The organism is Nannocystis exedens (assembly GCF_002343915.1).
GTDB lineage: Bacteria > Myxococcota_A > Polyangia > Nannocystales > Nannocystaceae > Nannocystis > Nannocystis exedens.
This window is the reverse complement of the sequence record NZ_NETK01000001.1, coordinates 5,206,057-5,219,804: the sequence shown is the minus strand read 5'-3', so window position 1 is coordinate 5,219,804 and position 13,748 is coordinate 5,206,057. Positions and strand designations below refer to the sequence as shown.

The window sequence follows — 13,748 nt, the reverse complement described above, 5'->3', positions numbered from 1 at the left end:
TCGCAACGCTTGCCGCGGCGGCTTTGCCGCGATAGCTTTCCTGCCGATGCACGACCGTCGGCAATCTGCGGTGCCCGACATCGAGAGCTTGATGGGGCAGTTCCACGCCTACCTCAGCAAGAAGCAGCTCAAGTCGACCCGCCAGCGCGACCTCATCGCGCAGAAGTTCTTCGCGGCCCACGGCCACATCAGCATCGAGGAGCTGCTCACCCTGAGCCGCGCCGAGAACCCGCGCATCGGCTACGCCACGGTCTACCGCACCCTCAAGCTGCTCGCCGAGTGCGGCCTCGCGGCCCAGCGCCGCTTCGGCGACGGCCAGACGATGTACGAGACCGCCGGCGACACCGAGCACCACGACCACCTGATCTGCATCGAGTGCCAGCACGTGCTCGAGTTCCAGAACGACGACATCGAACACGAGCAGGAGCGGGTCGCTCGCAGCTTCGGGTTCAGCCTGGTCCGCCATCGGCTCGAGCTCTACGGCCTTTGCCCCAGGGCCCGTGGGATCAAGGGCGGGTGGTGCCCGAACGAGGAGCAGCGCAAGCTCAGCGACTGACGTACGCTTTTTGTGCTGCGCGTCACCATGCCCGAAGCCGATCTCCAGGTCCTGCTGCAACAGCTCGCCGCGCTCGCCGCCGTCGCTTTGGCAGCGGGCTGGCTCACCGCCCGCTGGCTGATCCGCCGCCGGGCCGACTGCGGCGGCTCGTGCGCCCGCTGCGAGGGCGCGAGCGCCTGCGAGAAGGCGGCCGGGGCGGTCCCGCCCGGCCCGGGGACGACCTCCAGTGCGCCCCGCGGCGTGCGTTCTCCCGCCCTCCGCGTCATGCAGTCCGGGCCCGGCTCGGCCGCTCACCCAGGAAATCTGCCCGGCCCCCCCGCCGTCTGACCCGGCACATCGGAGCCTCTCACTCATGCGCAAAGCCTCGCGTCCTCTCCTCCTCGTCTCCCTCGCCCTCGCCCTGGGCGCCTGCGCCGGCGGCTACTCCGGCAGGTTCAAGGGCAACGGCACCGGCGCGCGCGTGCCGGCCTCGCAGGTCAAGACCGTCGCCTCGAAGGAAGCCCTCGGCGACACCGCCTACACCACGCTCGGCACCGCCATCGGCAAGGCTCCCACCGCGCAGGAGGCCGTCGACCTGGCCAAGCAGCACTGCGGCATGAACGGCGGCAACCTGCTGATCCTCAACACCGAGCCGTATCAGTCCGGCAGCCGCTACATCGCCGACGCCGCCTGCGCCACCGACGGCTCGGCCCCCAAGGCCGCCAACACCTCCGGCAAGGGCAAGCCCGCCCGCTGAGCCGACCCCGAAGCGCCCGCGAGCGTCGTCGAGATGCTCGGCGGGCGCTTCGCCGTTCGCGGCCCCCGCGAACCTGCCCGCCGGAGCATGTTCCACGGGGACTGCTCTTGAGGACATGTTCGTGAGAACATGTCCTTGTGGACCTGCCCTCGGGGACCTGTCTACAAGTCCTGGTCGAACGAGCCGGACTGGCTGGCGAGCTCGCTCATCAGCAGCCGCTCGCGCCGCGCGGTCTCGTTGGCCTCGTCTTCGCGGCGCGCGTGCTCCATCAGCAGCCAGGTGATCGACATCGGCTCGAGCGAGAGGTCGTGCATCTCGCGCGGCTCGAGCGTGAAGAACTCGAACTGACCCGCCTCCCAGCCCAGCAGGTCGAACACGCGGTCGATCGCCGAGGCGGCGTAGCCGAGGTTCTTGACGTCGCGCAGCACGCCCTGCACGAGCCGCAGCACCGCGCTGTCTTGCCCGCTCTCGAGCCGCAGGTCGCCGGTCTTCTTCTCGGCCTCGAGGAACGACAGCACGCTGCCGAGCCGCACGTGCTGCAGGTCGCCGCGCAGCCCGCGGTTCTCGGCGGCCCCGAGGCCGGCCCGGCGGGCGACCACGCCTTGCAGACGGGCGACGATCTCGTCCGCCGACAGGTTCTTCGGCAGGTAGTCGTCGACCCCCATGCGATAGCCCTGAAGCCGCGACATGTCGTCGGACAGCGCGGTGAGGAACACGATCGGCACGTGGGCCAGCTTCTTGCGGCCGCGGGCCATCCGCAGCAGCGTCCAGCCGTCCATCTCGGGCATCTCGACGTCGGTGAGCAGCAGGTCCGGCTCGCTCTTGAGCGCGGCGGAGATCGCCATCAGCCCGTTGTCGGCGGTGGTGACGTTCAGCCCGCGTTCGCGCAGCGCCGCCGCCATCTCGGTGCGGACGCTGGGCGAGTCGTCGACCAGCAGCACGTTGAGCGGACGCGTCGGCGGCGGCTCCGCCTTCGGGCTCGTCGACGCGTCCAGCACCGAGTTCACGCACAGGCCGAAGATCCGCTCCTGCTCGGCCGTGAACGCCGCCAGCTGGATCAGCGTGCCCTTGCCGCCGTCGGCCCCGAGGTCGACCGCCGTCCCGCTGAGGTACAAAATGGCGCGATTCGGCAGGCTCAGCTTCACTCGTACCGGCTGGTTCACCTCGAGGCTGCGCACGCCGGGGAGCAGCAGAAACCCGCGCCGCAGGTTGTCTGTGTACTCCACGAGGAAGTCGTCGTAGGATTCGAAGCGCACGCCGAACGTGGCGATCTTCGCAGGCTTCGGCGCGTCAGCCATTCCCGTCGCCACATCCTACGGGTTTTCCCCGCGAGGATCCAACGACAGTCTTCACTGGCCCCCACGCCACTCACTCGAGATAGTATCTGCAAGTGAACATTTCGCGCAGCGCACCGAGGCACGCCCGGCCGGCCATGAGCGCGTCCGCGGCGCTGAGCTCGCTCGGCGCCTTTGCGCTCGTCCTCGCGTCGATGTTCGTGGTGCCGTTCGCGCTGTGGTGCAACTTTTCGCTCGCGCGAACCGCCCAGCTCGACGCCCGCGTGTCGGCCCCTTGGCTGTGGCTCCTCGCGTTCGTCGTCACCCTGGGCCTGCCGGTCGCCCTCGCCGTGTGGAAGTACGGCACCGACGGCCGCCGCCTGTCCGCGGCCATGATGTGGCTCCCGCTGCTGTGGAATTTGGGCGCGATCCTTCTCTGCACTCAGGTGATCCCGGGCCTGCTGGTCCAGTCGCTCCGGGCCCAGGGCGACCTCGCGGGCAAGCGCTTCGGCGACTCGCACAAGGTCGCGCGGATCCTCAGTGCGGTTGGCAACGGCCTCGCAGATCGCCTCGCCCCGCCCGTCCCCGCCGCTCCCCGCGCCACCGCGCGCGAGACCGCGCCCGTCACCGCCACCGCGGGCGCGGCGCCCGGCTCCGCGATCGCCGTGCCGTTCTCCGCCGCCGGCAACGCGATCCTCATGAACGTCGAGCTCGAGGGCCCCGCGGGTCGACTCAGCCTGCCGTACCTGTTCGACACCGGCGCCTCGTTCACCACGGTGCACACCGAGACCGCCGCGAAGCTCGGGCTCACCGTCCCGCCCGACGCCCCGACGCTGCAGTTCAACACCGCCAGCGGCCCGCGCGAGAGCCGGATGGTCTACTTGCCGAAGCTGCGCCTCGGCGGCATCGAGCTCAAGGGCCTGCTCGTCTCGGTGTGTGACGGCTGCGCCAACGACCGCTCGCAGGGCCTGCTCGGGCTCAACGTCATGCGCGAGTTCCTGGTCGAGATGGACTACCAGGCCGAGCGCATGAAGCTGCTGCCGCGCCCGCACGAGGGCCGGCCGAACCGCGCCTACGACATCTACCCGGCGGTGCAGATCGAGGTCGAGGGCTCGCCGGAGATCTGGCTCGGACGGATCCGCTGGGTCCTGGTGGTCAAGAACCGCAGCACCGTGGCGATCGAGAACGTGGTCCCCGAGGTCCACTTCTCCGACGGCCAGCGCATGGCCGGCGCGCCGATCGCCCGCATCGAGCCCGGCGGCTCCGGCCGCTCGCTGGTCGAGGGCAAGACGGTCGCCGAGGACCACGAGAAGCTCGGCTTCACCCTCGCGCTCGCCGAGGCGTACTGGTGATCGCCATGGTCGAAGAAGCCGTCCCGACCTTCGAGTGGTCCTACGTCGTCCTCGCCGTCCTGATCCCGGTCGCGATCCTCGTCTACATGCTCGGCAACTTCCGGGCGAAGCGCCTCGGCAGCGCCCGCAACCTCGAGCCCAAGGGTCGCCGCATGCCCAAGGGCGCCCTCAAGACCGACCCGCAGTTCTCCGGCTTCGTCGGTCGCGCCCTCCAGCGCGGCCTGCTCACGCCGATCGCCGGCGCCGACGCCCAGCCGATCATGATCCGCGGCGTCATCACCTCGGCCGACGGCAACCTCGGCGGCGCCCCGGGCCGCGAGTGCGTGTGGCGCAACCGCAGCGGCGCCCCGCGTGACGCCGCCGTCGCCGCCGAGTTCGTCGTCGTCGCCGACAGCACCGGCCGCGTCACCCTCGAGAACCTCGAGCGCGCCGAAGTCATCGCCCCCGAGGAGAAGACCGGCCCGCGCGTCGCCAGCACGGGGCTGTACATCGGCGACGAGGTCGAGGTCATCGGCCGGTTCAAACCCGAGCGCTTCGGCAACGACCCCGACCCGACCCGGCTCGTCTACGGCTCGATGGGCGGCGACGGCAACCTCTACGTGCGGGTCCACAGCCGGCCGAATTCGCCCGCCCCCTCAGAAACTGCCGTCCGCGCCGCCGCCGAGGCGCTATCCTCCCCTCCCTCCCCCGCACAGGCCCCGCAGGAGACCACCGAATGAAGCGCATCCTCGTCTGCCTCGCCGCGTTCAGCCTGATCGCCGCCTGCAAGAAGTCCGCGGACACGACCCCGCCGCCCGACGGCAAGTCCACCACCGACGCCGGCGACAAGCCTGCGGCCGCCCCCAGCGAGCCCGACCCGCCCGCGATCGCCGAGGCCCGCCAGAAGTACATCGCCGGCCAGTACAGCCAGGTCATCGAGAGCATGAAGCCGCTCGTCGACGACCTCAAGTCGAAGCAGAAGGCCCGCGCCTCCGGCCTCGGCGCCGCCTGGCTGTCGCTCGCGCTCGCCGAGGACGTGATCGAGAACGCCAAGGAGCCGGCCGACCACGCCCTGGCGATGGCCGACCAGACCGGCGACCCCGAGGTGAAGATCGCCGCCAAGCTGGCCCAGGGCACCTACAAGCTCAAGACCGAGGACTTCGCCGGCGCCGCCGCCGACTTCGAGGAGGCCTACAACCTCCAGAAGGACGGCCCCAACGCCGGCCTCGCCCTCGTCATGTACGGCAACACCAAGATCAACCTCGCCTTCGGCGGCGAGGACAACGCGATCGTCAACCCCGGCGAGCTCGACTCCGCCGCCTCGACCTTCGTCAAGGCCCAGCGCCTGGTCGAGAAGCAGCCCGGCAACGAACTCATCGCCGCCCGCGCGCTCGAGGGCCAGGCCGCCGTCGTCCGCTACAAGGACAAGCGGAACACCCCCGAGGCCTGCCGCCTGATCGGCGAGGCCACCAAGATCTACACCAGCAAGGGCGCCGGCCAGCCCTTGATCGACGCGGCCAACGCGCTCCAGGAAGAGGCCAGCTGCGGCCCCGCCCCGGCTGCCGCGCCCTGAACCATCGACATCGACGCCGCGCACCGGCGCAGCGCCGCCGAACTTCGCCGCTGCGCAGCAGGTCCTGCGCAGCGGCGTCGCTGTCCGCGTCCACCGACTCCCGCGCCGACGCGATCGGCCGCAGCGCCCCTTCAGCGCAGTCACGACCGCCGCCGGGCGCCGCGCTCCGAACCACCGTCCTCGCGGCGCGCCGCCGCAAAGTCACCAGCGCTGGTGATCGCGGGGCTTCTCGCGGCGTTGCGCATCTGCGACAACCTTCCCGCCATGGATCCCGCAGCGGGTCACGATTCGTACCTCAACCACTGGGCCGACGCGGCCGCCGCCAAAACCCTCGCCGCGCACGCCGACGCCAAGGTCGTCACCGTCGCCGCCGGCATCACGCCTTCGGGCGTCGTGCACGTCGGCAACTTCCGCGAGGTCATCACCGTCGACCTCGTCGCCCGCGCCCTGCGCGACCGCGGCGCCGACGTCCGCTTCATCTACTCGTGGGACGACTTCGACGTCCTGCGCAAGGTCCCGGCCGACATGCCGAAGCGCGACATGCTGACCGAGAACCTGCGCCGCAGCATCAGCGCCGTGCCCGACCCGTACGGCGAGCACGACAGCTACGCCGGGCACAACATCGCCGCCTTCGAGAAGAGCCTCGCGCCGCTGGGCATCCGCCCCGAGTTCATCCGCCAGTCGCAGCGCTACCGCGCCGGCGCCTACGCCGACGGCATCCGCCTCGCGCTCAAGCACGCCGCCGACATCCGCGCGATCCTCAACGACGTCCGCGACAAGACCACCGCCAACACCCGCCTCGAGGACAACTGGCTGCCGCTGTCCGGCTTCTGCGACAACTGCGGCCGCGACACCCTCGCCTTCGCCGTCGTCGACGAGTGGACCGTCCACTACGACTGCAGCGCGTGCAAGCACGCCGCCGACGTCGACCTGCGCAAGGGCGGCAACCTCAAGCTCCCCTGGCGCATCGACTGGCCGATGCGCTGGGCCCACGAGCGCGTCTGCTTCGAGCCCGGCGGCAAGGACCACAGCACCGCCGGCGGCAGCTTCGACACCGCCAAGGACATCGTCCGCGTCGTCTACGGCTGGCAGGCCCCCGAGTACGTCGGCTACGACTTCGTGCGGATCAAGGGCCGCGCCGGCAAGATCTCGAGCTCCAAGGGCGACGTCGTCACCGTCGCCGACTGCCTCGAGATCTACGAGCCCGAGGTGCTGCGCTGGCTGTTCGTCTCGTTCCGCCCCAACACCGAGTTCCAGATCAGCTTCGACCTCGACGTCATCACCCTCTACGAGAACTACGACCGCACGCGGCGGATCGCCTACGGCGTCGAGCCGGCCAAGGACGCCCAGGCGCGCCTGGTCGCCCAGCGCACCATGCAGCTGGCCAGCGTCGACCACCGGCGGATCGCCGAGGGCGACGTCATGCCGTTCGTGCCCGGCTTCCGCCACCTCAGCATGACGCTGCAGATCTTCGAGGGCGACCTCGACAAGACCGTGGCCTACTACGAGGAGGCCGGCCAGGTCGTCGGCGACGAGTCGCGCCGCCTGACCCGCCAGCGCGCCCGCTGCGTGTGGAATTGGATCGCCGAGTGGGGCCCCGACGAGTTCCGCTACAAGCTCCGCCGCGAGCCCAAGCAGCGCGAGCTGACCGCCGACGAGGCCACCTGCCTCGGCCGCCTCGTCGCCGCCCTCCGCGGCCGCGAGGAGGTCCGCGAGGACGACCTCGTCCCGACCATGAAGTCGCTGTGCGAGGGCACCAGCCTCGACAACAAGACCTTCCTCCCGGTCGTCTACGACCTCCTCATCGGCCGCGACAAGGGCCCCAAGCTCACCACCCTGATCACCGCGATCGGCCCCGCCCGCGCCCTGTCGCTGCTGGCCCCGAGCCTGCCCGCGGGGACATGAACCAACGGGCATGGTTCTTCGGGCATGGCCCGAAGGACCTGTCCTCTCGTCACCCGCGCCCGTCGGCCGTCAGCCGCGTCCAGGCCGACAGCACCTTCACGGCCGCGAAGCCCACGCAGACGAGCCGCACCGCGTTGAGCGTCAGCCACCGGATCGCCAGCGGCCGCGCCAGCTCGTCCGGCAGCGGCGCCGGCTCGAACAGCCGCAGGTTGATCGCCGGCACGATGTAGGCCGACACCCCCCAGCCCGCCGCGACCGCCAGCACCGCCGCTCGCAGCTCCGCCGCCACCTCCGGCGCCTCCGCGCGCGCCCGCAGCCACGCGAACACCAGCGCCAGCGTCGCCAGCGGCCCGAGCGGCAAGTAGTACCGCACCGGCGTGACCTCGGCGAAAAACCCGAGCCAGTGCGCCCGCTTGCCCGGCGCGTCGACGAGGAAGTTCGGCATCAGCACCAGCTCCTCGTAGAGGTTGCCGAAGAACCACCACGTCACCCCGAACAACCCGAACCCCACCAGGCCCCGCAGCCGACGACTCGGTCGCTCGCGCATGCCCGAGCATACGCCGGCGTACGCGGCCATCGATCGTCAGAGCTGCCCCGAGTCGATCACTGCCGCCTCGACCGCCCGCAACCACTCGACGCAGCGCGTCACGTCCGCCGCCCCGAGCCCGCGGACCCACTCGACGTGGTCGACGTACGGCTCCTCCGCCGCGAGCACCAGCGGGCACGCCAGCGCCGGCGCCACGAGCTTCGGCATCTCGACCCCGCGCTCCTTCAAGAATGCGCCGAGCCGCTTCTCGCGCTCGGCGACGCACAGCTGGAGCGTGTCGATCGCCGCCGTCATGACCTCGCGGACATCCGCGCGCGACTCGGGCACCCGGGCCAGCCGCACCTGCCGGTACCACGCCAGCAGCGCGTGCAGCTGGGCGATGTAGCGGACCTGCCGGCGCGCCCGAGGTTCGGCCGCGTCGAGTTGGTCGGGCGCGTACGCGTGGTCGACCGCGCGCGGCGGCTGCACCACCAACCTGTCCTCGGGGACATCCTTGCGCACCACCTGCCCCGCGCCCGTCACCGCGCCGAAGCCGACCTCGCGCGGCCCGACCATGCCGCCGGCGCCGCCGAGGAAGATCCGCCGCTCGCGGAGCAGCACCCCGCGGGGCACGTCGCCGACCAGCGACGCCGTCGCCTTGTCGCCGCGCGCCCCCCAGGGCGTGAAGTTGAAGTGAATGAACCCGCTGCCGACCTCGGAGTGATCTTCGCGCGACGTCCCGCCGGCCAGCAGCACGTCGCAGAAGTTGATCAGCGACCCCAGGGTCCCGAAGCACAGCACGATCGTGTGCTTGAGCCCGACCGCGTGGGCCGTGCTGGCCTCCTCTTCGAGCAGCGTCCCCTCGCGGAGGTGCGCGGCCGAGCCGGCCGAGGCGCCGCGCAGCAGCACCGCGCCGGACGCGTAGCCGCCGTCGATGCGCGCGCGTTCGCCGAGCACGCAGTCGACCGCGACCACCGGGCCCTCGCGCCCGAGCTCGGCGCCCGGCCCGAGAAAAGTGCGCGCGCCCTGCAGCCGCGTCCCCGGGTGGAGCACGACCCCTGCGTGGATCCGCTCGACGCGCACTTCGGGCGCCACGTAGGTCTGGCGGGGATCGATGATCTGCACCCCACGCCCCGCGAGCGCCGAAAGCCGCGCCTCGATCGCTGCGACGTCCGTCATGGCCGGGCTTTCTACCACGCGCCGCGAGCGCAGAGATCGGGTAGGCTTGGAGGGCGATGAACGCGGGAGCTGGCCTTTCGGAACAGGAGCTGCGCGAGGCGGCAGCGGAGGCGGGAATCACGCCCGAGGAGCTCCGCCGGGCGCTGGTCGAGCGCAACGGCCCACAGCCCGGCGGCAAGGCCCTGGTGCGGCGCAGCGACGGCGGCGAGCCGGCCCAGTACAGCGCCGAGGCCCGGCTCGACGTGCCGCCGGAGCAGGCGCTCGACGTCGTGCGGCGGGCCTTCGCCAAGCAGGTCGGTCACACCGGCCATCGCCAGGGCCCCAGCCGCGCCGACATCGTCGATGACAGCGCCGGCGTGGTCTACAAGATCCACGCCGACGGCGACGGCCAGGGCGGCGCCCTCGTCAAGGTCGACGTCGACGCCGGCGCCGGCCGCAGCAACCTCGCTCTCGGCGGCTTCATCCTCGGCGGCTTCTCGCTCGGCATCACGGCCTTCGGCGCGCTGCTCGCCCCGCTGATCATGTGGGCCGGCATCACGCTGGGCGTGGTCGGAGCCGCCGCCCTCTTCCTCGCCGCCGCCCGCCTGAGCCAGGGCCGGAAGCGGGCCGAGCTGATCGTCGCCCAGGCCCTCGTCGAGGCCGAGGAGGCGCCGGCGCTGTCGGGGCCTCCGCGCGCGCTCCGCCCGGGTTGAGGAATCGGGGTTGACCTCGGGCCGCCCGCGCGGCCATCGTCTGGCCCATGGCGAACGACGCGCCCGAGGGCGAGCGCCCCAAGGCGCCGCATTACATCACCGCCGCCGGCATGAAGAAGCTGCGCGACGAGCTCGACCACCTGTGGAAGGTCGAGCGGCCGCGGGTGACGAGCGAGGTCTCGGCCGCGGCTGCCCTCGGGGACAGGTCGGAGAACGCCGAGTACATCTACGGCAAGCGCCGCTTGCGGGAGATCGACAAGCGCCTCGAGTTTTTGGCCAAGCGCATCGAGTCGCTGACCGTGTTTCATCCGCCGGCGCGGGCGCCCGACAAGGTCACCTTCGGCGCGTGGGTCACGCTCGAGGACGAGGACGGCAACGTCGTCCACTACCAGCTCGTGGGCCCCGACGAGTTCGACGTCGAGGCCGGCAAGATCAGCGTCGCCTCGCCGGTCGCGCGGGCCCTCCTCGGCAAGGAGGTCGACGACGAGGCGACCGTCCAGCGCCCGCGCGGCAGCGTCACTTTCACGATCACCGCCATCTCTTACCAGCCGCCCCGGCCCTGAACCCGCACGCGAGAACCCATGAGCACCCTGCAAGGCAAGACCCTCTTCATCACCGGCGCCAGCCGCGGCATCGGCCTCGCCATCGGCGTCCGCGCCGCTCGTGACGGCGCCAACGTCGTCATCGCCGCCAAGACCGCCGACCCGCACCCCAAGCTGGCCGGCACGATCTACACCGCCGCGGCGGAGATCGAGGCCGCCGGCGGCAAAGCCTTGCCGCTCGTGTGCGACATCCGCAGCGACGAGCAGGTGTACGGGGCGGTCGAGCGCGCGGTCAAGCACTTCGGCGGCATCGACATCCTCGTCAACAACGCCAGCGCGATCAGCCTCACCGGCACCCTCGACACGCCGATGAAGCGCTACGACCTGATGCACCAGATCAACACGCGCGGCACCTTCCTGTGCTCGCAGGCCTGCATCCCGCACCTCAAGCAGGCCCAGAACCCGCACATCTTGAACCTCGGCCCGCCGCTGTCGATGAAGGCGCAGTGGTTCAAGCCGCACGTCGCCTACACCATGGCCAAGTACGGCATGAGCATGTGCGTCCTCGGCATGGCCGCCGAGTTCGAGGAGGACGGCATCGCCGTCAACGCCCTGTGGCCGCGCACCACCATCGCCACCGCCGCCGTCAACATGCTCGGCGGCGACATGATGATCGCCGCCAGCCGCAAGCCCGACATCATGGCCGACGCCGCCCATCACATCCTCACCCGGCCGAGCCGCGCCTGCACCGGCAACTTCTTCATCGACGAGGATCTCCTGCGCAGCGCCGGCGTCACCGACCTCGAGCAGTACTCCGTGGTCCCCGGCGCCGAGCTGGCTCCCGACTTCTTCGTCGACTGAGCCCCGCCTCGCGGCCTTGCTGATCGCCGGCGTCATCGCCTACGTCCTCGCCCAGCTCGCGCTCGGTCTGTGGATGGCCCGGCGCGTGCGCAGCCAGGAGGACTTCCTGCTGGCGGGGCGCAGCCTCGGCTACGTCCTCGCCACCTTCACGATCTTCGCCACCTGGTTCGGCGCCGAGACCTGCATCGGCGCCGCCGGCCAGATCGCCGAGCACGGCCTCGGCGGCGGCTCGGCCGACCCGTTCGGCTACGCCCTGTGCCTGCTGCTCATGGGCCTCGTGTTCGCCGCCGCGCTGTGGCGCCGCGGGATCGCCACGATCGCCGACCTCATGCGCCAGCGCTACTCGCCCGCCGTCGAGCGGGTCACCGCGCTGCTGGTCACGCCCACCTCGTTCCTGTGGGCGGGGGCCCAGATCCGCGCGTTCGGCCAGGTCCTCGCGGCCAGCACCGGCATGAACATCGAGGTCGCGATCGCCCTGGCCGCCGGCACCGTCGTCGCTTACGCCTCGGCCGGCGGCCTCATGGCCGGCGTCGTCACCGACCTCGTGCAGGGCATCGCCCTCGTCATCGGCCTCGGCCTGCTCGGCTGGGCCGTCGTCGACGCGGCCGGCGGCCTCGGCCCCGCGCTCGCGAGCGTCGCCCCCGAGCGGCTGTCCTTCGGGTCATCCTCGACCTCGCTGCTCGAGACCCTCGACGCCTGGGCGATCCCGATCTTCGGCTCGCTCGCCGCCCAGGAGCTGATCGTCCGCGTGCTCGCCTGTCGCTCGCCGGTCGTGGCCCGCCGCGGCACCTTGCTCGGCGGCGGCCTCTACCTGCTCATCGGCCTGATCCCCGTGTTGGTCGGCCTCGTCGGCGTCGGCTTCGTCGGCCCGCTCGAACACCCCGAGCAGATCCTCCCCGCCGTCGCCTCGAAGCTGCTCGGCCCCGTCGCCTACGTCCTGTTCATCGGCGCCCTGATCTCCGCGATCCTCTCGACCGTCGACGGCGCCCTCCTGGCCGTCTCGTCGGTGGTCGCGCGCAACCTCGTCGAGCCGATGCGCCCCGGCATGAGCGACCGCCAGCGCCTGCAGGTCTCGCGCCTCTGCACCCTCGTGTTCGGCGTCCTCGCCTACCTGGTCGGCCGCGCCGCCGACGGCGTCCACGACCTGGTCGAGGACGCCTCGGGGTTCACCGGCGGCGGCCTCGTCGTCGTCTTCACCTTCGCCCTGTGGAGCCGCTTCGGCGGGCCCAGGAGCGCCCTCGCGGCCATGTTCGTCGGCCTCGTGCTGTGGCTGCTCGGCCGCTACCTCGGCCTCACCCCCGCCCCCTTCCTCGCCTCGATGGTCGCCGCCCTCGTCGTCTACGTCACCGTCGCCCTGCTCGAGCGCCGCCGTGGCTCGCCTGTCCCTCCGGACATGCCCTGAAGGCCATCGCACCCGCGCCGCCCGTCCTTCTTCGGCAGCGTCACCGCGAGCCGCCGCAACCGTCCCCCGCGCTTCGCCGCCGTCGCGCCGGCGTGCCGTTCTCACGGCAACCCACGCGGCCGAGCTCCTCCGAGCGCTGCCCGCCGCCTCCGTCGGGGCTGCCGGGCGACGGCCCGCGGCCGTCCGTCTGCAGCCTGCCAAGCGCCGCCTTCTTCGTCTACGCTTCACCCATGCTCGCCGGCTTCACCCGCGAAGAACTCCTGCACGAGGTGCTGGTCTCGCCGCGCCAGGCTCGGGGCGCCTACGCCGACACCCAGGTCTACGAGCGCCCGGACTGGTTTCAGCTGCTCACCCCGTCCTTCCGCGAGGGCGGCTTCAATGAAGTCGCGTTCGCCCGCCTCGGCGACGACGAGGTCGAGGCGGTCATCGACGCCACGCTCGCCCAGTACGCCGCGCAGGGCATCCGCTTCCGCTGGACCGTCACCCCCGACTGTCGCCCGCTCGACCTGGCCGAGCGGCTCGCGCGTCGCGGCCTCCGCAGCGAGCGCGTCGTCGCCATGGCCGCCGCGATCGAGGACCTGCAGATCCCCGAGGCCGACGGCATCGTCGTCGAGCCCGTCGGCCCCGACAACGTCGAGCTCCACGCCGACGTCACCGCCCGCGGCTGGAACGTCGACCCCGCCCCGATCCTCGCCTATCAGCGATCCGTCCTCGCCGACCCGACGGACGATCGCAACCACCTCTTCCTCGCCCGCCGCGACGGCGAGCCGATCGGCATCGGCAACTACGCCGCCCTCCCCCGCTCGGCCTTCCTCATCGGCGCCGTCGTCCTCGAGGGTCAACGCTCGCGCGGCGCCTACCGCACGCTGCTGGCCCACCGCGTCCGCCACGCCGCCGCCCGCGGCCTCGCGCTCGTCACCACCCACGCCCGCGCCACCACCTCCGCCCCGATCCTCACTCGCCTCGGCTTCGTCCCCGTCGTCGAGATGCCGGTATTTTTCAACCGCTGAGTCTTCTCCAAAGGACATGTTTTTAAGGGCATGCCCTTCGGGACTTGTGCTTGCGCCGCCCGCCGGCGCCCGACTCACCCGCGACGCCGGCAGACGTCGACGCCCTCGGTCCCAGACCTCGGTGCTCGCGGCCTGCTCCCCGCGCTCCACCTTGCGTGTTC

General features: G+C 71.6%; 15 protein-coding genes. 12 read left to right on the top strand and 3 right to left on the bottom strand.

Features of this window, described 5'->3' with window-relative positions; translation table 11 throughout:
* The first annotated feature begins 46 nt into the window (after positions 1–46).
* Genes NAEX_RS20535 through NAEX_RS20525 form a run of 3 tightly spaced genes read left to right on the top strand, consistent with a single transcriptional unit; the run spans position 47 to position 1,292 of the window.
* Positions 47–556, top strand: a complete 510-nt coding sequence (locus tag NAEX_RS20535; protein WP_096329177.1) for a Fur family transcriptional regulator — start codon at positions 47–49, stop codon at positions 554–556.
* Between the two features lie 27 nt (positions 557–583).
* Positions 584–883 (top strand): hypothetical protein, encoded by a 300-nt coding sequence (locus tag NAEX_RS20530; RefSeq protein ID WP_143140818.1) that lies wholly within the window; start codon positions 584–586, stop codon positions 881–883.
* A 25-nt stretch (positions 884–908) separates the two neighbouring features.
* Positions 909–1,292: a hypothetical protein gene (locus NAEX_RS20525; RefSeq protein WP_096329175.1), complete on the top strand. Its 384-nt coding sequence runs from the start codon at positions 909–911 to the stop codon at positions 1,290–1,292.
* A 161-nt stretch (positions 1,293–1,453) separates the two neighbouring features.
* Here NAEX_RS20525 and NAEX_RS20520 read toward each other — a convergent pair whose 3' ends face one another.
* Positions 1,454–2,590, bottom strand: a complete 1,137-nt coding sequence (locus NAEX_RS20520) for a response regulator (RefSeq protein ID WP_096329174.1) — start codon at positions 2,588–2,590, stop codon at positions 1,454–1,456.
* 134 nt (positions 2,591–2,724) lie between these two features.
* On the opposite strand from NAEX_RS20520, the gene NAEX_RS20515 reads away from it, so the two are divergent.
* From NAEX_RS20515 to lysS, 4 genes are all read left to right on the top strand, one after another.
* On the top strand, positions 2,725–3,918 hold the full coding sequence (locus NAEX_RS20515) for a retropepsin-like aspartic protease family protein (protein ID WP_096329173.1): 1,194 nt from the start codon (positions 2,725–2,727) through the stop codon (positions 3,916–3,918).
* A gap of 5 nt (positions 3,919–3,923) precedes the next feature.
* Complete coding sequence (locus NAEX_RS20510; RefSeq protein ID WP_143140819.1) at positions 3,924–4,637, top strand: hypothetical protein; 714 nt, start codon at positions 3,924–3,926, stop codon at positions 4,635–4,637.
* Complete coding sequence (locus NAEX_RS20505) at positions 4,634–5,470, top strand: hypothetical protein (protein ID WP_096329171.1); 837 nt, start codon at positions 4,634–4,636, stop codon at positions 5,468–5,470. Before NAEX_RS20510 ends, NAEX_RS20505 begins: the two co-directional genes overlap by 4 nt.
* Positions 5,471–5,734: 264 nt before the next feature.
* Entirely contained in the window at positions 5,735–7,375 is a 1,641-nt protein-coding gene (lysS, locus tag NAEX_RS20500) for a lysine--tRNA ligase (protein ID WP_096329170.1), read from the top strand.
* 49 nt (positions 7,376–7,424) lie between these two features.
* Here the strand turns inward: lysS and NAEX_RS20495 are convergent, their stop codons facing one another.
* Both NAEX_RS20495 and NAEX_RS20490 read right to left on the bottom strand, forming a co-directional pair.
* Positions 7,425–7,922 carry a hypothetical protein gene (locus NAEX_RS20495; protein ID WP_096329169.1) on the bottom strand — a complete coding sequence of 166 codons (498 nt, stop codon included), beginning with the start codon at positions 7,920–7,922 and terminating at the stop codon, positions 7,425–7,427.
* 36 nt (positions 7,923–7,958) lie between these two features.
* Positions 7,959–9,080 carry an LbetaH domain-containing protein gene (locus tag NAEX_RS20490; protein ID WP_096329168.1) on the bottom strand — a complete coding sequence of 374 codons (1,122 nt, stop codon included), beginning with the start codon at positions 9,078–9,080 and terminating at the stop codon, positions 7,959–7,961.
* A gap of 56 nt (positions 9,081–9,136) precedes the next feature.
* On the opposite strand from NAEX_RS20490, the gene NAEX_RS20485 reads away from it, so the two are divergent.
* The 5 genes from NAEX_RS20485 (at position 9,137) to NAEX_RS20465 (ending at position 13,587) form a co-directional block, all read left to right on the top strand.
* Positions 9,137–9,772, top strand: coding sequence for a hypothetical protein (locus tag NAEX_RS20485; protein WP_096329167.1), 636 nt, complete (start codon positions 9,137–9,139; stop codon positions 9,770–9,772).
* Positions 9,773–9,819: 47 nt separating this feature from the next.
* Positions 9,820–10,335, top strand: a complete 516-nt coding sequence (gene greB / locus NAEX_RS20480; RefSeq protein ID WP_096329166.1) for a transcription elongation factor GreB — start codon at positions 9,820–9,822, stop codon at positions 10,333–10,335.
* 18 nt (positions 10,336–10,353) lie between these two features.
* Positions 10,354–11,175, top strand: a complete 822-nt coding sequence (locus tag NAEX_RS20475; RefSeq protein ID WP_096329165.1) for an SDR family oxidoreductase — start codon at positions 10,354–10,356, stop codon at positions 11,173–11,175.
* A gap of 16 nt (positions 11,176–11,191) precedes the next feature.
* Positions 11,192–12,577, top strand: coding sequence for a high affinity choline transporter 1 (locus tag NAEX_RS20470; RefSeq protein ID WP_211302439.1), 1,386 nt, complete (start codon positions 11,192–11,194; stop codon positions 12,575–12,577).
* 230 nt (positions 12,578–12,807) lie between these two features.
* Entirely contained in the window at positions 12,808–13,587 is a 780-nt protein-coding gene (locus NAEX_RS20465; protein ID WP_096329164.1) for a GNAT family N-acetyltransferase, read from the top strand.
* Positions 13,588–13,748 lie beyond the last annotated feature (161 nt).